16 protein-coding genes are annotated in these 18,593 nt (G+C 68.0%); 6 read left to right on the top strand and 10 right to left on the bottom strand.

Annotated elements, in window-relative coordinates; genetic code table 11:
- Positions 1–69: 69 nt before the first annotated feature.
- On the top strand, positions 70–837 hold the full coding sequence (locus C996_RS0100245; RefSeq protein WP_018865486.1) for an NYN domain-containing protein: 768 nt from the start codon (positions 70–72) through the stop codon (positions 835–837).
- A 34-nt stretch (positions 838–871) separates the two neighbouring features.
- Here C996_RS0100245 and C996_RS0100240 read toward each other — a convergent pair whose 3' ends face one another.
- From C996_RS0100240 to def, 10 genes are all read right to left on the bottom strand, one after another.
- Positions 872–1,849, bottom strand: coding sequence for a lysophospholipid acyltransferase family protein (locus C996_RS0100240; RefSeq protein ID WP_018865485.1), 978 nt, complete (start codon positions 1,847–1,849; stop codon positions 872–874).
- On the bottom strand, positions 1,846–2,205 hold the full coding sequence (locus C996_RS0100235) for a tetratricopeptide repeat protein (protein WP_018865484.1): 360 nt from the start codon (positions 2,203–2,205) through the stop codon (positions 1,846–1,848). The genes C996_RS0100240 and C996_RS0100235 overlap by 4 nt, the downstream gene beginning before the upstream one ends.
- A gap of 40 nt (positions 2,206–2,245) precedes the next feature.
- The gene (locus C996_RS0100230) at positions 2,246–3,700 is read right to left on the bottom strand and encodes a TrkH family potassium uptake protein (protein WP_018865483.1); all 1,455 of its coding nucleotides are present in this window, start codon (positions 3,698–3,700) and stop codon (positions 2,246–2,248) included.
- Positions 3,701–3,713: 13 nt separating this feature from the next.
- Complete coding sequence (gene trkA / locus C996_RS0100225; RefSeq protein WP_018865482.1) at positions 3,714–5,093, bottom strand: Trk system potassium transporter TrkA; 1,380 nt, start codon at positions 5,091–5,093, stop codon at positions 3,714–3,716.
- A 23-nt stretch (positions 5,094–5,116) separates the two neighbouring features.
- On the bottom strand, positions 5,117–6,496 hold the full coding sequence (locus C996_RS0100220) for a sigma-54 dependent transcriptional regulator (protein ID WP_018865481.1): 1,380 nt from the start codon (positions 6,494–6,496) through the stop codon (positions 5,117–5,119).
- Positions 6,493–8,697, bottom strand: coding sequence for an ATP-binding protein (locus tag C996_RS0100215; RefSeq protein WP_018865480.1), 2,205 nt, complete (start codon positions 8,695–8,697; stop codon positions 6,493–6,495). Before C996_RS0100215 ends, C996_RS0100220 begins: the two co-directional genes overlap by 4 nt.
- Positions 8,698–8,884: 187 nt before the next feature.
- A complete protein-coding gene (locus C996_RS0100210) occupies positions 8,885–9,463 on the bottom strand; it encodes a DUF4390 domain-containing protein (RefSeq protein WP_018865479.1) in 579 nt (192 codons plus the stop codon).
- Positions 9,463–10,821: a 16S rRNA (cytosine(967)-C(5))-methyltransferase RsmB gene (gene rsmB / locus C996_RS0100205; protein WP_018865478.1), complete on the bottom strand. Its 1,359-nt coding sequence runs from the start codon at positions 10,819–10,821 to the stop codon at positions 9,463–9,465. Before rsmB ends, C996_RS0100210 begins: the two co-directional genes overlap by 1 nt.
- Positions 10,821–11,786, bottom strand: coding sequence for a methionyl-tRNA formyltransferase (gene fmt / locus C996_RS0100200; RefSeq protein WP_018865477.1), 966 nt, complete (start codon positions 11,784–11,786; stop codon positions 10,821–10,823). The genes rsmB and fmt overlap by 1 nt, the downstream gene beginning before the upstream one ends.
- Positions 11,786–12,319 (bottom strand): peptide deformylase, encoded by a 534-nt coding sequence (gene def, locus C996_RS0100195; RefSeq protein ID WP_018865476.1) that lies wholly within the window; start codon positions 12,317–12,319, stop codon positions 11,786–11,788. Before def ends, fmt begins: the two co-directional genes overlap by 1 nt.
- A gap of 142 nt (positions 12,320–12,461) precedes the next feature.
- Here def and C996_RS0100190 point away from each other — a divergent pair, with 142 nt between their 5' ends.
- From C996_RS0100190 to C996_RS0100170, 5 genes are all read left to right on the top strand, one after another.
- The gene (locus tag C996_RS0100190; protein ID WP_018865475.1) at positions 12,462–13,622 is read left to right on the top strand and encodes a LysM peptidoglycan-binding domain-containing protein; all 1,161 of its coding nucleotides are present in this window, start codon (positions 12,462–12,464) and stop codon (positions 13,620–13,622) included.
- 21 nt (positions 13,623–13,643) lie between these two features.
- Positions 13,644–14,783: a DNA-processing protein DprA gene (gene dprA, locus C996_RS0100185; RefSeq protein WP_018865474.1), complete on the top strand. Its 1,140-nt coding sequence runs from the start codon at positions 13,644–13,646 to the stop codon at positions 14,781–14,783.
- Positions 14,780–15,265, top strand: a complete 486-nt coding sequence (locus tag C996_RS0100180; protein ID WP_018865473.1) for a DUF494 family protein — start codon at positions 14,780–14,782, stop codon at positions 15,263–15,265. Before dprA ends, C996_RS0100180 begins: the two co-directional genes overlap by 4 nt.
- A gap of 141 nt (positions 15,266–15,406) precedes the next feature.
- On the top strand, positions 15,407–18,001 hold the full coding sequence (locus C996_RS0100175) for a DNA topoisomerase I (protein ID WP_018865472.1): 2,595 nt from the start codon (positions 15,407–15,409) through the stop codon (positions 17,999–18,001).
- Complete coding sequence (locus tag C996_RS0100170) at positions 17,988–18,593, top strand: L-threonylcarbamoyladenylate synthase (protein ID WP_018865471.1); 606 nt, start codon at positions 17,988–17,990, stop codon at positions 18,591–18,593. Before C996_RS0100175 ends, C996_RS0100170 begins: the two co-directional genes overlap by 14 nt.

Below are 18,593 nucleotides of genomic sequence, written 5' to 3'. Positions count from 1 at the left end.
CCCCCTTGAATGATTGGCACTCTTGGGCCAAATTCGGAAAACTTGTCAAGGTACAGGGAGGTACCTAGAATGAAAGACAGATCCGCCCTCGGCAGTAAGCCTTCTCTCAATGATTCAGGGAAGGCCGACCCCGAGGGCTCTTTGTTTCTGCGCCACGCAAGTCCTGCCGTGACTGCAGTGCTGGTCGACGCCGGGTTCTTTCTGGTTCGAAGCCGACGCATTTTCGGCAAGCAAGGCCCGGAAGAAACCGCGAGAACCCTTCACGGTCTCGCCCTTGATCATCTCAACGCCCCACGCAATGGGCCGCGGGTTTCCCGCCTCTATCGCATATTTGTCTACGACGCCCACCCTTCGAGCTGGAAAGGACACACCCCTTTAGGCAAGAGCCCTGTCGACTATGGCAGAAGCGAGGTCGCCGTATGGCGGCGGGCATTCCATGACGCACTTCGCAGCCAGCGAAAGGTCGCTTTGCGACTCGGGGAGCTGCCGACCAGCCATGTCCACTGGCGCCTGAAGCAGAAAGCGCTGCATGCACTCTGCCAGGGAGCACGCGACTGGACGGACATCACCGACGCCGATTTCCACCTCGACCTGCGCCAAAAGGGCGTAGATATGCGGTTGGGCATTGATATCGCTGCACTGTCGTTCAAGCAACAGGTGAATCAGATCATCCTGGTCTCGGGCGACTCCGATTTCGTTCCAGCCGCCAAACTGGCACGACGGGAAGGCATCGATTTCATCCTCGACCCCATGTGGGCAACCATCCGCCCGGACCTACACGAACACATCGACGGTCTGAGAAGTGTTTGCCCGCGCCCGACGGCTGCGACTCCCTGACACCACCCAACGGTGCATGAAGGCGGTGGGCTGATCAGCGCTTGCGGTCAGGATACAGGCGCGGCTCGCCTTCGGGGCGGGTGCGGAACAGGCGCATGGACCACAGATACTGCGCCGGGGCCTGTTCGATGCCGCGTTCCACGGCTGCGTTCATCTGCCGGGCATCCGCATCGTCGTCACCCGTGGGGTAATCCTCCAGCGGCGGCCACAGGCGCATCACGTACTGATCCGCCGCGGGGTCGTACCAGGCGAAGCTGGGGAGCACCGCGGCCTTCGACATGCGCGTCAGACGGGCCAGCGCGGTCAGCGTGGCCTTCTTCACACCGAAGAAGTCGACGAAGACGGCGCCCTCGGCGCCCAGGTCCTCGTCCGGCAGGTAATAGAAGAAGCGCCCGCGCTTGAGCTGGCGGATCGCCGGGCGCAGGCCCTGGTCACGGGCGAAGATGTCGCCGGAGTAGCGGGTGCGGCTGCGGTGGTTGATCCACTCCAGCACCGGGTTCTTCATCGGCTTGGCGAAGGACACGCCATCGAACATCTGGCTCATGCGCACGCCACCGTAGTCCAGCGCCAGTGAATGCGGCGCGAGGATGATCACCGGGGTGCCGGCCGAGCGCAGGCGCTCGTAGTGCTCCAGGCCCTCGATGCGGATACGCGCGGCATGCTGCCCCGGCTTGCCGAACCACAACAGGCCATAGTCCAGCACGGTCTGTGCCTGGTAGCGGTAATAGGCCTCCAGGCGTTGCATGCGTTCGGCGGGGCTCAGCTGCGGGAAGCACAGCTCCAGGTTGCGTTCGGCCACCGCGCGGCTGCGCCCGGCAAAGCGCCGGATCAGCCGGCCCAGGCCACGGGCCAGGCCACGCACGGCCGGGCGCGGCAATTCCTGCAGCACCCACGCCAGGCCCAGCAGCAGCCAGCTGCCCCAGTAGCGCGGGGCGAAGTGGGCCGCGGTCAGCGGGGCCTGGTAGGCGCCGGCGTCCTCGCTCCGGCTTCGATCGTCGTCGGCTGCGCTCATGCGCCCCCGGAGCCGTCGCCCGGCCCGTCCGTGGCGGCCTGCTGCTTGCGGGCGCGCTTGGCGAAGACCTCCATCTCCTTCACCGCCTGCAGGTCGCCCTTCTCCGTGGCCACGCGAATGCCGCGCTCGCAGGTGGACAGCGCCGCCTCGGGGCGCTCGAGCTGGACCAGCGTCTTCGCCAGCAGTTTCCACGCCGCGGAGTACCCGCCGTCCAGTTCCAATGCGCGCTCGAGGTGCGGAACGGCGGCCTCGAGCTGACCGTCGGTCGCCAGGGCGTTGCCCAGCGAGAAACGCAACATGGCGGAGTCCTGTCCGCCATCGAGCATGTTCTGGAAACGTTCGATCATGTCGCTCATGGGGCACCTCCCGCGCCGCCGGTCAAACGATGCGTTCAGGCTAACGCCGCCAGAAGGCGGGCGACAGAAGCACCAGCACGGTAAAGATTTCCAGCCGCCCCATCAGCATGGCGAGCACGAGAACCCATTTGCTGAAATCGTTGATTGACTGGAAATTGGGCCCGACCTCACCCAGCCCGGGGCCGAGGTTGTTCAGCGTGGCCGCGACCGCGGAAAACGACGTGACCTGATCGAGCCCCGACGCCATTAGCGCCAGCATCATCACCACGAATACCATCACGTAGGCCGCGAGAAAGCCCCACACCGCCTGCACGACGCGGTCCGGTGCCTCCTTGCCGTTCACCTTGACCGTGATCCGCGCATGCGGATGGATCAGCCGCTTGATCTCGCGCAGGCCCTGCTTGGCCAGCAACAGCACGCGCACCACCTTCATGCCGCCGCCGGTGGAGCCGGTACAGCCGCCGATGAACGACAGGAAGATCAGCAGTACCGGGAGGAAACCGGGCCACAGATAGAAGGCATCCGTGGCATAGCCCGTGGTGGTCGCGATGGACACGACATGGAAGATCCCGCGCCGCAGCGCATCCCCGAGCTGATCGGTAAACCCGCTCCAGAGCATGAAGGCAACCACCAGCACCGTTGCGGAACCCAGCACCAGCAGATAGGCGCGCAGCTCCTCGTCGCGCCGGTAGGGCTTCCAGGTCGCCCGATGCAGTACCAGGAAATGCAGGGCGAAGTTCATCCCGGCCAGCACCATGAAGGCAATGGCGACGATCTCGATGGCCACCGAATCGAAATGACCGATGCTGGCGTCATAGGTCGAGAATCCGCCAATGGCGACCGTGGTAAACGAATGCGCCACCGCGTCGAAGGCATCCATGCCGGCGGCCCAGTAGGCCAGCGCGCAGGCCACGGTCAGGCCCAGGTAGATGTACCAGAGGTTGCGCGCGGTCTCGGCGATGCGCGGGGTCAGCTTGTTGTCGCGGATCGGCCCCGGGGTCTCGGCCTTGAACAGCTGCATGCCGCCGACGCCCAGCAGCGGCAGGATGGCCACCGCCAGCACGATGATGCCCATGCCCCCCATCCACTGGAGTTGCTGGCGATACCACAGGAGCGCCCGCGGCAGGTCATCCAGCCCGGTCAGTACCGTGGCCCCGGTGGTGGTCAGCCCGGACATCGACTCGAAGGCCGCATCGGTAAAGGAGATCTGCAGACTCGGATCGAGGAACAGGGGCGTCGCCCCGGCGATGCCCAGCCCCAGCCAGAACAGCACCACCAGGATGAAGCCGTCGCGCGCCTGCAGTTCCCGACGCATCCGGTACAGCGGGGCCCACAGCAGCCCGCCAATCAGCAGGAGCAGGGCAAAGGCCTGCAGGAACACCAGCGCGGTGGCCTCCCCGTACAGGAAGCCGATGGCCGCCGGCGGGAGCATCGCCAGACTGAACAGCGTCAGCAGAACACCCAGCAACCGGGCGGTGGAGGCAAGATGAAGCATCTGCGCCTCCCGCCTAGAAGAACAGTGCCGTAGGCTGGAACAGGCGCTGGACCTGCTTCACCTTGCGCCGGTCGGTCACGAACAGGATCACATGGTCGCCGGCCTCGATGACCGTGTCCCGGTGCGGGATGATGACCTCCTCCTCGCGGACCACCGCGCCCAGGCTCGTACCCTCGGGGAAGTCGATCTCGTCGACCCGCCGCCCGACCACCTGCGAGGTGCGCGCATCGCCGTTGACCACCGTCTCGATCGCCTCCGCCGCCCCGCGCCGCAGGGTATGCACGGTGGCAGTACCACCCTCGCGCACCCGCGCCAGCAACGCCCCGATGGTCGCCTGCTGCGGCGAGATCGCGACATCGATGGTCCCGCTCTGCAGCAGGTCCACGTAGCTGGGGCGATTGATCAGCGACATCACCTTGCGCACGCCCCAGCGCTTGGCCAGCATCCCGGCAAAGATATTCGCCTGGTCGTCGTTGGTGACCGCGCAGAACACATCGCTGTGCTCGACGTTGATGGACTCGAGGAAGCGGTCATCCGAGCTGTCCCCGTGCAGCACCAGCACATTGCTGGGCAGCGTCCGCGCCAGGTGGTCGGCGCGCTCGGAGTCACGCTCGATCACCTTGACCCGGTAGCGCTTGCTGAGCGTCTCGGCGAGCCGCTCGCCGATGTTGCCGCCGCCCGCGATCAGGATGCGCTTGTAGGGCTTCTCCAGCTTGCGCAGCTCGGACGTCACCGCGCGGATGTTCTTCTTCGCCGCGACAAAGAAGACCTCGTCGTCCGCCTCGATCACCGTGGAACCATCCGGCTGAATCGGCCGGTCCTTGCGGAAGATCGCCGCCACCCGGGTATGGATTCCGGGCATGTCGCTTTGCAGGTTCTTCAGTTCGTGGCCGACCAGCGGCCCGCCGTAGTAGGCCCGCACGCCGACCAGCGAGACGCGGCCCTCGGCGAATTCCAGCACCTGCAGCGAGCCGGGGTGCTCGATCAGCCGCTGGATGTGGCTGGTCACGATCGCCTCGGGCGAGATCAGCATGTCCACCGGCATCGCGTCCTGGGCGAACAGCGCCGGGGTCTCGTGGTAGTCGCGCGCCCGTACCCGGGCGATCTTGGTCTCGATATTGAACAGCGTGGACGCCACCTGGCAGGCGACCATGTTGGTCTCGTCGGAATTGGTCACCGCGATCAGCATGGACGCGTCCCGCGCCCCGGCCGCCTCCAGCACCGACGGGTGCGCAGCGAAGCCGTGTACCGTTTTTATGTCGTAGCGGTCTTCCAGATCCGCCAGCATCTCGGAGCGATAGTCGACCACGGTGATGTCGATCCCGTCGGCGCTCAGCGCCTCGGCCAGCGACTGGCCGACCTGACCGGCCCCGAGGATGATGATGTGCTTCATGCGCCTCCCGTCCCGGAGCGGATTCAGCTATCGGATTTCACGCGCTTGGGGTCGATCCCCAGCGCCTTGAACTTGCGGTACAGATGGGTGCGTTCCAGCCCCACCCGTTCCGCCAGGCGCGTCATGTTGCCCTCGGAACGCTCCAGCTGCTGCTGCAGATACTCGCGCTCGAACTGCTCGCGCGCCTCGCGCAACGGCAGGTCGGGGATGGCCACCGTGCCCTCGCCGGCCTCCTCCGCGCGCTGCGGCTGCCCGCTGAGGGTGCGTTCCACCTCGTCGCGGGTAATCTCGTCGCCGGAGCCCAGGATCATCAGCCGCTGCACCAGATTGCGCAGTTCGCGCACATTGCCGGGCCAGTGGTACTGCTGCAGCCGCTCGAGTGCCGGGCGCTGGAAGGCGCGCACCGGCAGGCCCTCCTGCTGGTGCAGGTGGCGCATGTGGCATTCCAGCAGTTCCGGGATATCCTCCGGGTGCTCGCGCAGCGGCGGGATCGCCAGCGGCAGGACATTGAGCCGGTAGTAGAGATCCTCGCGGAAGTGGCCCTGCTCCACCGCCTCGGCCAGGTCGTACTGGCTGGCCGCGATCACGCGCACATTCACGCTGATCGGCTGGTTGCCGCCGATGCGCGTGATGCGCTGGGTATCCAGCGCGTGCAGCAGCCGCCCCTGGGTCTGCAGGTCCATCTCCGCGACCTCGTCGAGGAACAGCACGCCGCCCGCCGCCTGCTCCAGCAGGCCGTAGCGCACATGCTCGCCCTGCTCGCTGCCGAACAGCTCGGCGATCGCCTCCTCGCCGGACAGCGAACCCACCGAGACCACGATGAACGGGCTCTCGCGCCGCGCGCTGCGCGCATGCAGCAGGCGCGCGAAGGTCTGCTTGCCCACCCCCGGCTCGCCGGTGATCAGCACCCAGGTATCGTGCTGCGCCATGCGCTGCACCTGGTCGCGCAGGTTCACCATGGTGGCGCTGCTGCCGACCGGGTCGTGCACGGTGCCGGCATGGCGTTTCAGGCCCACGTTCTCGCGCTGCAGGCGCGCGGCCTCCAGGGCGTTGTTCAGGGTGATCAGCAGCTTGTCGATGGACAGCGGCTTCTCGATGAAGTCGTAGGCCCCGAGCCGCGTGGCATCCACGGCGGTCTCGACATTGCCATGGCCGGAGATCATCACCACCGGGCAGGGCAGGCCCTCGTCGTCGCTCCACTCCTTCAGCAGCGAGATGCCGTCGCCGTCCGGCATCCAGACATCCAGCAGGATCAGGTCGGGACGGCGGCTGCGGCGCTGGGCCTTGGCCTCGGCCACGGAGCCGGCAAGGGCTACCTGGTAGCCCTCGTCCTCCAGCACATCCTGCAGCAGCATGCGGATGTCCGGCTCGTCGTCGACCACGAGTATGTAGGCTTCGCTCATTCGGGCTCCTCGTGAACCACCGGACCATGCTCCACCGGAATGCGGATGCGGAAGACCGCCCCATGCCGCCCGGATTCCGCATTATGGCACTCAATCATGCCGCCATGCTCCTCCACGATCTTCTGCGCGACCGCCAGACCGAGACCGGTTCCACGCGGTTTGTCGGTGGTGTAGGGCTCGAAGATCCGTTCGAGGAACTCCGGCTTGATGCCGGGACCGGTGTCGGTCACCCGCAGCTCGATGTGCGGACCCGCCGGGTCGTCGAGGTAAGCGGTGGCCACATGCACCTCCATGTCCTCGTGGCCCTTGCCCGCCTCCAGCGCGTTCTTGATCAGGTTGTGCAGCAGCTGGCGCAGGCGCCCGGCGTCGCCATGGATCCGCGGCAGTTCCGCATCCAGCGTGACATCCACGCGCGAGCGGCCGTCCTGGTCGAGGTACAGCTCGCAGACATCGCGGATCAGCTGGTTCAGGTCCACCGAGGCGCGCTCCAGCTGCGGCGCCTGGGCATAGTCGCGGAAGGCGTTGACCAGGGTCTTCATCGCCTCCACCTGCTGCACGATGGTGCCGGTGGCACGGTCCAGCACCTCGCGGTCGGCCCCCTCCAGCACCTTGCCCAGGCGCCTCGAGAGGCGCTCGGCGGAGAGCTGGATCGGCGTCAGCGGGTTCTTGATCTCGTGCGCCAGACGCCGCGCCACCTCGCCCCAGGCCGCGTCGCGCTGGGCCTTCAGGAACTCGGTCATATCGTCGAACACGATGGCGTGCAGGCCGCGGCTGGAGCCCGAGGTCGGCAACCACACCGCGCGGGTCATCAGTACCTTGCGCCCGCTGCGGGTAAAGACGACCACCTGACGCGACCATTCGGCCTCCTGGCGCACCAGGGCGTCACTGATCGCCTCGAAGAACTGTGCGACCAACGGGCACTCGTCACCCAGCTCGGACATCACCCGGGTGCGCGCGCCCTGCAGGTCGCATTCCAGGATCTCGCTGGCCGCGGCGTTCGCCGTGCGCAGGCGCAGACTGCCATCCAGCGCCAGCACGCCGGAGCGCAGATGCTGCAGCACGCTCTCCAGGTAGGCGCGCTCGGCGTCCAGCAGGCGGCGATTGCGCTCGGCCTCGTCGCGCGCCTCGTTCAGGGTACGGGTCATGGTGTTGAACGATTGCACCAGGAAGCCCAGCTCGTCGGCGCGCTGCACCGCGAGGCGCGTGCTGTAGTCGCCCTGCGCCACCATGCGCGTGCCCTGCACCAGATCGGAGATCGGGCGCACCATGCGCCGCGCCACCAGCAGCCCGGCCCACAGCGCGGCCATCAGCGAGATCGCCAGCGCCAGTGACAGGGTAAACACAAAGCCCTGGATCATCGGCCCGCGCAGGTAGGCGAACTCGCGGTAATCGGCGAAGGCGTCCTGGACCCGCAGCGACAACGCACTCATGCGCGGATCCACCGGGTAGATGCCCTGCAGGATGCGATTCTCCGAGCCCGGGCGGCGACTGCTGGTGGTGGCCACCACGCGGATGATCAGCGAGCCGTCGGACTGCGGCTCCAGGCGCGAATACGGCTGCTCCGGGCGCACCCGCATCAGGATGTCGGAGCCCGGCGGGGTCGGCAGACGGCGGATCGGGCTGTCGGTACTGGAGGCGATGATGCGGTTGTTCGAACCGACCAGCGTCAACTCCTGCGCCCCGACCTGGCGGCGATAGTCGTTCAGCGCCAGCGGAACCAGGCCTTCCGAGACCCCCTCGAGGTCGCTCATCAGTTCCTGGGTCTCGGTCGCCAGCTGGCGCACCCGCAGATCCAGCGACGAGCGCGACAGCTCCAGCGCATCCTCCAGCGCCGACTCCACGCGCACGTCGAACCAGGAATCCACGCCCTCGTTCAGGAACTTGAAGGAGAAGTAGTAGACGACCGACACCGGCAGCACGGCCACCAGCATGAACACCGCCACCAGGCGCAGCGTCAGGCGGCTGCCGGGCACCCCGCGGCGATACTGGATCGCCATGCGCACCAGCTGATAGATAATCAGCCCGCCCAGCACCACCAGCACGGCCACATGGAACACCAGCAGCCACAGGAACACCTGTTCGAAGCGCGCCTGGTTCTGGGCCGCATCGCCCATCACCACCAGCGAGGTCAGCAGCAGCGCGAACAGGAGCCCGATGCCGAGGAGCCCCCACGGGAAGCCTCTTAGGGAAACGCTGGTCAACGTACACCCTCGCGTTGGTATCCCAGATTTTCCGAAACAAGGCGCGGTCCGCAGCCGGTAGCCATTCTACCGGCAAGGGCCGCAACGCCGGATCGGGGAACCCGGGGTACCAACCCCAAGGGGCTCGGCCGCTTTCGCGCGCGCAAAAGCGACTCGAGCGCGAGCGTGTACGTTGACCAGCGCTTCCCTAATCCAGCGACCATCGCCGCCACTCCTGTCGGGTCGTCAGATCACCGCGCAAACCGGCATCCAGCTGCAGGGGCAGCGGCAGCGCGGAATACACCAGCGTCAGCCGCGCCGCGAGATCGAACTCGCCGGGATTCTCGCGCACCGCGTCCGGAACCTCGTCCAGACGCAGCCGCCCCAGCCGCCGGGCGACCAGGTCCAGGGCATCCCCCAGGGTCGGTTTCAGGTCCATGCGCTCGTCGGTCACCGCGGTTACCAGATAGTGCCGGTTCAGGGCGAAGTATTGCAGCTGGACGCGACGCGTCTCGCTGGCAAGGGTATCGCGCCCGACCCGCCGGCCGCGTTCCAGCCGCGTCTGCGCCTCGAACTCCAGCGTCACGCCGTTGGCCAGGGCGTCCTCCAGCACCGCGGGCAGGCGCATGTCGATATCGAGGCGCACCAGCACGGTGGCATCATCCAGCCACATGTGATTCGCGGCGCGGATCTCCACCGCGCTCGCCGTCACCGGCAGCGCCAGCAGGGCCAGTAGCCCGCACAGCGCCGTCAGGGGCCCGCCCCGCCACGATGAACGCCCCGGCATCAGGGGGCCTTCTTCTCCAGCAGCGCGTAATAGAAGCCGTCCCCGTCCTCGAGCCCCAGCGGCAGCGATACACCTGCCGCGCGGGGCTTGCTACCGGGGATGGCGTACTCGCCCTCCAGCGGCCGGGCGCAGGCATCCGCGGTCGCCGCGACGAACGGGGCGACCACCGCCTCGTTCTCCGCCGACAGCAGCGAACAGGTGGCATACAGCAACCGGCCGCCCGGGCGGAGCAGCTTCCAGGCGCCGGCCAGCAGGCGGGCCTGCTCCGCCGCCAGGCGCGGGATGTCATCGGCCCGGCGCAGGGTCTTGATGTCCGGATGACGCCGGATCACGCCGGTGGCGGAACAGGGAACATCCAGCAGGATCGCGTCGAAGGGCTCGCCGTCCCACCAGTCATCGGTGGCGTCCAGATCCGCCGCGACCAGGCGGGCGTCATAGCCCAGCCGGTCGAGGTTCTCGCGTACCTGTTCCAGGCGTTCGGGGTCGTTGTCCAACGCGGTGAGATCCAGATCGCCACCCGCGTGTTCCAGTAAATGCCCGGTCTTGCCGCCGGGTGCCGCACAGGCGTCCAGCACCCGTTCGCCGGCCCGCGGCCCCAGCAACGGCCCGGCCCATTGCGCCGAGGCGTCCTGGACCGAAAGCGCCCCGTCAGCGAACCCCGGCAGGGCGGCCACATCGACCGGGGCATCCAGAGTCAGCGCGCTGGCCAGCGCCGGGTGCGCGCGCCCCGGGATACCGGCGGCGGACAGGGCCTCCAGCGCCGCTTCGCGACTGCCACGGTGCAGGTTCACGCGCAGGGTCATCGGCGCGGGGCGGGTCGAGGCCTCCAGCAGCGTCTCCCAGTCCTCCGGCCAGGCATCGCGAATCGCCTCCAGCAGCCATTCCGGGACCGCATAGCGCAGCACCGGGTCGGCCTCGATCTGGCTCGCCAGTTCGTCCTGCTCGCGCAGGGCACGGCGCAGCACCGCGTTGATCAGGCCCACCGCGCCGGGGCGATGGATCTCGCGCGCCAGTTCGGCGGTCTCGCGCACCGCCGCGTGATCGCGCGTCCCGAAATGCAGCACCTCGGCCAGTCCCTGCGCCAGCAGCACACCAATCACGGCATCCTTCTTGCGCAGCGGCCGATCCAGAAAGCCATCGACCAGCCCCGCCAGCTGCGGGTACCAGCGCAAGGTGGTGTAGGCGAGCGCCTGCACCCAGGCGGCATCGCGCGCCGCCAGCCCCTCGGTCACCAGCTCCACCGCCCGGGTCAGCGACTGGCCCTGCAGCACCACGCGCTCCACCGCCTCCAGCGCGCGCTGGCGCGGCGAGCGCGAATCCACCCGCGAGGGCACCACGCGTTTCGACTTGCCCGCCATCAGACCGCCCCGGTCAGGGTTTGGCCGGGCAGGTCCGCATTGCGGGCCCAGTCCGCCGCCGCGACCGGGCGGCGGCCGGGCAGCTGCACGGTCCGCAGGCGCAGGACGCCGTCGCCGGTGGCCACATCCACGCCCTCCGGCCCGGCATCCATGATCGTTCCGGGCGTCGCATTCGCCGCGACCTCCAGCGGGGTCGCCGCGTAGACCCGCAGCGCCTGCCCCTGCCAGCCGGCCTGCGCCACCGGCCAGGGGTTGAAGGCCCGCACCTGTCGATCCAGGGCCGCGGCCGGCTGCGACCAGTCCATCCAGGCTTCCTGTTTCTCCAGTTTGCGGGCGTAGCTGGCCTGCGCATCATCCTGCGGCCACGGTGCGGAGGCACCCGCAGCAATCGTCGGGAGCTGTTCCACCAGCAGCTCCGCCCCCTCGCGGGCGAGGACATCGTGCAGCTCACCGGTGGTGGTCTCCGGTGTGATCGGGACGCGACGGCAGGCGTGCACCGGGCCGGTATCCAGCCCCGGGGCCATCTGCATCAGGCAGACCCCGGTCTCTTCGTCCCCCGCGAGGATCGCGCGATGGATCGGCGCCGCGCCGCGCCAGCGCGGCAGCAGCGAGGCATGGATATTGAGCCCGCCCAGCGGCGGGATCGCGAGTACGGCGCGGGGCAGGATCAGCCCGTAGGCCGCCACGATCAGGATGTCCGGGCGCCAGGCGGCAAGTTCGGCCTGGGCCTCGGCGGACTTCAGGCTCTCCGGCTGCACCACCGGCAGGCCGGCGGCCTCGGCGACCTGCTTGACCGGGCCCGGACGCAGCTTGCGCCCGCGCCCCGCCGGTCGGTCCGGCTGGGTATAGACCGCGACCGGGGCATGCCCGGCGTCGATCAGGGACTGCAGCGCGGGAACCGCGAAATCCGGCGTCCCGGCATAGACAATGCGCAGGGACTCGACGTCCGTGTCCGCCACTCCCATCAGACCGCGGGGACCGCGGTCTTGTCACCGGCTCCGGAGCGCCCGCCCTGCTTCTCCAGCTTCTTGCGGATGCGGCTGCGCTTGAGGCTGGACAGGTAATCGACAAACAGCTTGCCGTCGAGGTGGTCGATCTCGTGCTGGATGCACACCGCCAGCAGGCCATCGATGTCCAGCTCGAAGGGCTGGCCGTCACGCCCCAGGGCACGCACGCGAATCCGGTCGGCGCGCTGCACCTTCTCGTAGAAGCCGGGGACGGACAGGCAGCCCTCGTCCATTTCCTCCTCACCGGAGGTCTCGAGGATCTCCGGGTTGATCAGGGCATGCGGCTCGCTCTGGTCCTCGGAGACATCCGCGACCAGCACACGCTTTTGCACGTTGATCTGGGTGGCGGCCAGACCAATGCCGGGCGCGGCGTACATGGTCTCGAACATGTCGTCCACCAGGGTGCGGATTTCGTCGTCCACCTCGGCGACCGGCTCGGCCTTCAGCCGCAGCCGGGGGTCGGGGAAGTGCAGGATTTCACGCTTGGCCATGAAAAAACCTCAAACTTTGTACTGTACAGATGTCGCAATTCTGCTAACGTTGGACCGCAATATCCGCGGAATTGCGTCATCCGATTGGGGGCCGGGCCACAGGAAGGCTCGGGGAGCGCGCGGACCTGACAGGGGACACCAAATGTACAAGACCAGGGCCACCACGACCTTCGTTCTGCCGGGCATTCTGTTCAGTGTAACGCTGTTGCTGGGCGCCTGCGCGGCCACACCCGAGAACGGCGGCGGCGAATCAACCGCCTCCGATTCCGGCACGGCGCAGGCCGAAGCCCGCCCGGCGCGCGAAGCCCAGGATGAGCGCTCGACCCCCGAGGCCGAGCCGGAGATCCGCGAATCCGCGCCCGAACGCTACGTCGTTAAGAAGGGCGACACCCTCTGGGACATCTCCGCGATGTTCCTGCAGGACCCGTGGTACTGGCCGGAGATCTGGCTGGTCAACCCCGAGATCGAGAACCCCCACCTGATCTATCCGGGTGACGTGCTGAGCATCCACTACGTGGACGGCCGGCCGCGCATCACGGTCGACGGCGGGCCGCGGGTGCGCCCGACGCATCGCCTGTCACCGGAAGCACGGGTGGTGGAGCGCGACGAGGACGTCTCCCCGATCTCCACCCTGCAGTCGTTCATGTTCCGTCCACAGGTGCTGGACGAGGAAACCCTGGAAAACGCCCCCTACATCCTCGCCTCGCAGGACGAGCGCGTGATCTTCGGCCCAGGCGACCGGGTGTATGTGCGCAACGCCGAGGACACCGAACGCTACGAGCTCTATCACATCGTTCGCCACGACGGCGCACTGACCGATCCGGACACCGGAGAGGACCTGGGCGTCGCCACCCTGCCGGTGGGCGAGGCCGAGATCATCGAGCCGGGCAACGTCGCCCGCGCCGACATCCGCAAGGGCGAGCGCGAGGCCATCCGCGGTGACCGCCTGGTCCCCTACGCCGAAGAGCAGGACATGCTGTTCGACATCGGGCGCCCGCCGGCTGGTACCGAGGGCACGATCATCTCGCTGTTCGACGCCCTCAGCCAGATCGGCCAGCTGCAGGCCGCCATCATCAACCGTGGTGAACGCGACGGCATCGAAAACGGCCAGGTCTTGACCGCCTTTACCGCCGGGCGCGAGGTCCGCGACCCGATCAGCGATCGCGCCAACGAGGTGGTCACCCTGCCGGAAGAGGAAGTCGGCACCGTCATGGTCTTCCAGACCTTCGAGAAGGTGTCCTACGTGCTGGTGACCGAGGCCGAGCGCACCCTGCGCGAGGGCGACAAGGTTCGCACCCCCTGACCGGGCCTGCGGCCAGGCTGCATGCGTGATGCCGGCGCGACAGCCGCCCCGCACGAGGACTGGCTGCAACTGATCAACACCCCAGGCCTCGGCCCGCGGCGCCTGCTGCAACTGGTCGAGGCCTTCGGCTCCCCGGGCAACGCCCTGGCCGCCCCCGCGGCCGAATGGCAGCGCGCGGGCGTCGACCTCAAGCTGGACACCACCGCCCATAAAGCCCGCGAGGCCGGGGCGCAGGCCGACCAGGCCTGGCTGGATGCCGACCCCCGGCACACATTGCTGTGTCTGGACGACCCCGACTACCCGCCCCTGCTGGCGGAACTCCCCGACCCGCCCCCGGTGCTGTACCTGAACGGCGCGCGCGAGCTGCTGCGCAGCCCGCAGGTGGGGATCGTCGGCAGCCGTGAGGCCACCCCGCAGGGCGAGCGCCTCGCCACGGAATTCGCCCGCGAGCTGGCCGGGGCCGGGCTGACGGTCACCAGCGGCCTGGCCCGGGGCATCGACGGCGCCGCCCACGAAGGCGCCCTGGCCGCGCCTGGCGGGCGCACCATCGCGGTCGTAGCCACCGGGCCCGACCGCATCTACCCCGCCCAGCACCGGCGCCTGGCGCACCGCATCGCGGACCATGGCCTGGTGGTCTCGCTGTGGCCCACCGATACCCGGCCGCTGGCGCGGAACTTCCCGCAGCGCAACCGCGTGATCAGCGGCCTGTCACTGGCGACCCTGGTCGTCGAGGCGGCGCTGAAGAGCGGATCCCTGATCACCGCACGGCTGGCTGCCGAACAGGGGCGCCAGGTCTATGCCGTCCCCGGTTCGGTGCTGAGCCCGACCAGCCGCGGCTGCCACCGGCTGATCCGCGATGGCGCCCAGCTGGTGGAGTCGGCCGAGGAGATCCTGGATGACCTCGCGGACTGGCTGGGCGTCGCGCCCGATGCGCCTCCGGCCGCGGCCGAACCCGCCTCCGACCCGCTGGATCCGGAGCAGGAACGCGTACTGAACGCGATGGGATTCGACCCGGTCCCGCTGGAAACCCTGCGCGAACGCACCAAATTGACCATCGAACAGCTTTCATCCATGCTGGTTTTGCTTGAACTCCATGGCCGTGTGGCCGCCCTCGACCACGGGCGTTACCAGCGCCTCGACGCAGGATCCCCCGAATCATGAACGAGAATGTGCTGGATGTGCTCATGTATCTCTTCGAGCACACCATCGACGAGGAATCCGACGAGGAGCCGGACCGCTCGGAGCTGGAACGCCACCTGGTGGAGGCCGGCTTTGCCCGCCGCGAGATCGACCGCGCTCTGGGCTGGCTGGACCGCCTGATGAGCGAGGCCCCCCTGGCCGGGCGCGGCGGCGACGGCGCCGCCCAGCGGATCTATGCCCCGGAAGAGCAAAAACGCCTGGATACCGAGGCCCATGGCTTCCTGCTGCACCTGGAGCAAAACGGCCTGCTGACCGCCGGCACCCGCGAGCTGGTGCTGGACCGCGTAATGGAGCTGGACGCCGAGGAGATCGACCTCGACCAGCTGCGCTGGGTGGTGCTGATGGTGCTGTTCAACCAGCCCGACGACGCGATCGCCTATTCCCGCCTGGAAGAGGTCATGCGCGACGATTCGGGCCCCAGTGCCGTGGATTATCTTCACTGATTGCCCCGTCTTCCGGTGGACACACGGTAGCCACAGACATTTTCCTCCTCTAGTCTTTAGCGCCCGTGAACCCGGTTGCATGCGCGCAACCGCCACCGCCCCGACACGGAACCCGCTGCCACGGAGACGGTCCCGAGCGACATGAGCAAGCACCTCGTTATTGTAGAGTCCCCTGCCAAGGGCAAGACCATCGAGAAGTATCTCGGCCCGGACTACCAGGTCATGGCCTCCTATGGCCACGTTCGCGACCTGGTCCCCAAGGAAGGGGCAGTGGACCCGGAAAACGGGTTCCGCATGAAGTACGACGTGATCGAACGCAGCGAGAAGCAGATCGAGGCGATCGCCAAGGCGCTGAAGAAATCCGACGACCTGATCCTCGCGACTGACCCCGACCGTGAAGGCGAGGCCATCTCCTGGCACCTCTACGAAGTCCTGCGTGACCGCGGCCTGCTGGACGATCGCGGGGTGCACCGGGTCGTGTTCCACGAGATCACCAAGAAGGCGATCCAGCAGGCGATCGAGGAGCCGCGCGACCTGGCCAAGCCGCTGATCGATGCCCAGCAGGCGCGCCGTGCGCTGGACTACCTGGTCGGCTTCAACCTGTCCCCGCTGCTGTGGCGCAAGATCAAGCGCGGCCTGTCCGCCGGGCGCGTGCAAAGCCCGGCACTGCGCATGATCTGCGAGCGCGAGAACGAGATCGAGGCCTTCGTCGCGCGCGAATACTGGACGCTGGACGCCAAGGCCGAGCGCCAGCAGCAGCCGTTCACCGCGCGCCTGACACACCTGGACGGCAACAAGCTGGACCAGTTCGACCTGAACAGCGCCGAACTCGCGCACGACGCCCAGAAGCGCCTGACCGACGCCGCCGGCGGTGAACTCCGGGTCGCCAAGGTCGAGAAGAAGCAGCGCCGCCGCAATCCGGCCGCGCCGTTCACCACTTCGACCCTGCAACAGGAAGCCTCGCGCAAGCTCGGCTTCACCGCATCGCGCACCATGCGCACCGCGCAGCAGCTTTATGAAGGCATCGACCTCGGTTCCGGCGCGATCGGCCTGATCACCTACATGCGTACCGACTCGGTGGCCCTGGCCGGCGAGGCGATCGGCGAGATCCGCGGCCTGATCGAGGAGCGCTACGGGACGAACAACGTCCCCGACAGCCCGCGCCAGTACAAGACCAAGTCCAAGAACGCGCAGGAGGCCCACGAGGCCATCCGCCCGACCTCCGTTCGCCGCCTGCCGAACGAGGTGCGCGAGCGCCTGAGCAGCGACCAGGCCCGCCTGTACGACCTGATCTGGAAGCGCACCGTCGCCTGCCAGATGATCCACGCCACCTTCGACACCGTCGCCGCCGACCTGGTCCCGGGCGACAGCCAGCACCAGTTCCGCGCCACCGGCTCCACCCTGGTCGACCCCGGCTTCATCGCCGTCTACCAGGAGGGCCGCGACGACGCGCAGGATGACGACGAGGACAAGCGCCTGCCGGAGATGGCCGAGGGCGACACGGTCCAGCTCGCCGAGATCACCGCCGACCAGCACTTCACCGAGCCACCGCCGCGCTACACCGAGGCCAGTCTGGTGAAGACGCTGGAGGAATACGGCATCGGCCGTCCGTCGACCTATGCCAGCATCATCTCCACCCTGCAGTCGCGCGAGTACGTGGAGATGGACGGCAAGCGCTTCATCCCGACCGATACCGGCCGGATCGTGAACAGCTTCCTGACCCAGCACTTCGACCGCTATGTCGACTACGACTTCACCGCGAAGCTGGAAGACGAGCTGGACGCGATCTCGCGCGGCGAAAAGGACTGGGTCCCGGTGCTGGAGGATTTCTGGGGCGACTTCCGCGACCGCGTAAAGGAAAAGGAAGAGAACGTCACCCGCGCCGAGGCCGTGCAGTCGCGCGAACTGGGCCCGGACCCCCAGAGCGGACGCCCGGTCAGCGTGCGCCTGGGCCGTTTCGGTCCGATCGTGCAGATCGGCACCAAGGACGACGAGGAGAAGCCGCGCTTCGCCGGCCTGCTGCCCGGGCAGAAGATGGACAAGATCACCCTCGACGAGGCCCTGGAGCTGTTCAAGCTGCCGCGCGACCTCGGCGAGACGCCCGAGGGCGAACCGGTGATGGTCAACATCGGCCGCTTCGGCCCGTACGTGAAATACGGCTCCAAGTACGCCTCCCTGGGCCCGGACGATGACGTCTGGACCATCGAGCTGCCGCGCGCGCTGGAGATCGTCGCCGAGAAGAAGAAAAAGGACGCCGAGCGCTTCATCAAGAGCTTCGACGAAGAGGGTATCCAGGTCCTCAACGGCCGCTACGGCCCCTACGTGACCGACGGCAACAAGAACGCCAAGATCCCCAAGGAGACCGACCCCAAGTCCCTGACGCTTGCGCAGTGCCAGGAACTGATCGCCGCCGCTCCGGAGCGCAAGGGCCGCGGGCGCAAGGGCGCCGCCAAGTCGACCGCGAAGGGCTCGGGCAAGACCTCCGCCAAGGCCGCTGACAAAAAGGCCACGGGCAAGAGCGCAGCCAAGTCGACGGCGAAGTCGTCCGGCACGAAGAAGACCCCGGCGAAAAAGGCGGCCACAAGCAAGAAGACCGCCAGCAAGACGGGCACAAAAAAGGCCGCCGCGAAGAAATCCCCGGCGAAGAAATCGGGTGCCACGAAAACGGGCGACAGCGGCGATACCGGCGACAGCCGCCTGAGTGCCCAGCCCTCCGGCGACCGTGGATCCGAATAAGGCCCCACTGCTCAGCACCGAGATCGACCCCGTCGCGCAGTGCGTGCGCGACGGCGGCGTCATCGCCTACCCGACCGAGGCGGTCTTCGGCCTTGGCTGCCGCCCGGATACCCCCCGGGCGATCGATCGCATCCTCGAGATCAAGGGTCGCCCGGCCGCCAAGGGGCTGATCGTGGTCACCGACCGGCTGGAGCGCCTCGCGCCCTGGCTGGCGCCGCTGCCGGCCGAGCACCACGCCGAGATCGACGCCAGCTGGCCGGGGCCGACCACCTGGCTGCTGCCCGTCACCGATGCCTGCCCGCCGCTACTGCGCGGTGAACACGACAGCCTCGCGGTACGCGTCACCGCCCATCCGGGGACGCGCGCGCTGTGCGCGGCCGCCGAAAGCGCGCTGGTCTCCACCAGCGCCAACCGTGCGGGCGCGGAGCCCTGCCGCAGCTGGGATTGCGTTGCCTCACAACTCGGGGCCGGCATCGATGCGATCCTGCAGGCAGAATGTGGCGGGCGCACCGCACCCAGCGCGATCCGCGACGCCCGCACCGGGGCCTGGCTCCGGGGCGCGCCGGAACCCGACACCCATACCGACAACTGA

The organism is Thioalkalivibrio sp. ALE25 (assembly GCF_000377285.1).
Taxonomy (GTDB): Bacteria; Pseudomonadota; Gammaproteobacteria; order Ectothiorhodospirales; family Ectothiorhodospiraceae; genus Thioalkalivibrio.
The sequence above is the reverse complement of the archived record's forward strand: the minus strand, read 5'-3'. Positions and strand labels throughout refer to the sequence as shown.

Excerpts from the sequence above, each read along its gene's own strand:
- C996_RS0100245 (WP_018865486.1), top strand. The coding sequence starts at position 70 with ATGAAAGACAGATCCGCCCTCGGCAGTAAGCCTTCTCTCAATGATTCA.
- C996_RS0100240 (WP_018865485.1), bottom strand. The coding sequence starts at position 1,849 with ATGAGCGCAGCCGACGACGATCGAAGCCGGAGCGAGGACGCCGGCGCC.
- C996_RS0100235 (WP_018865484.1), bottom strand. The coding sequence starts at position 2,205 with ATGAGCGACATGATCGAACGTTTCCAGAACATGCTCGATGGCGGACAG.
- C996_RS0100230 (WP_018865483.1), bottom strand. The coding sequence starts at position 3,700 with ATGCTTCATCTTGCCTCCACCGCCCGGTTGCTGGGTGTTCTGCTGACG.
- trkA (WP_018865482.1), bottom strand. The coding sequence starts at position 5,093 with ATGAAGCACATCATCATCCTCGGGGCCGGTCAGGTCGGCCAGTCGCTG.
- C996_RS0100220 (WP_018865481.1), bottom strand. The coding sequence starts at position 6,496 with ATGAGCGAAGCCTACATACTCGTGGTCGACGACGAGCCGGACATCCGC.
- C996_RS0100210 (WP_018865479.1), bottom strand. The coding sequence starts at position 9,463 with ATGCCGGGGCGTTCATCGTGGCGGGGCGGGCCCCTGACGGCGCTGTGC.
- rsmB (WP_018865478.1), bottom strand. The coding sequence starts at position 10,821 with ATGGCGGGCAAGTCGAAACGCGTGGTGCCCTCGCGGGTGGATTCGCGC.
- fmt (WP_018865477.1), bottom strand. The coding sequence starts at position 11,786 with ATGGGAGTGGCGGACACGGACGTCGAGTCCCTGCGCATTGTCTATGCC.
- def (WP_018865476.1), bottom strand. The coding sequence starts at position 12,319 with ATGGCCAAGCGTGAAATCCTGCACTTCCCCGACCCCCGGCTGCGGCTG.
- C996_RS0100190 (WP_018865475.1), top strand. The coding sequence starts at position 12,462 with ATGTACAAGACCAGGGCCACCACGACCTTCGTTCTGCCGGGCATTCTG.
- dprA (WP_018865474.1), top strand. The coding sequence starts at position 13,644 with ATGCGTGATGCCGGCGCGACAGCCGCCCCGCACGAGGACTGGCTGCAA.
- C996_RS0100180 (WP_018865473.1), top strand. The coding sequence starts at position 14,780 with ATGAACGAGAATGTGCTGGATGTGCTCATGTATCTCTTCGAGCACACC.
- C996_RS0100175 (WP_018865472.1), top strand. The coding sequence starts at position 15,407 with ATGAGCAAGCACCTCGTTATTGTAGAGTCCCCTGCCAAGGGCAAGACC.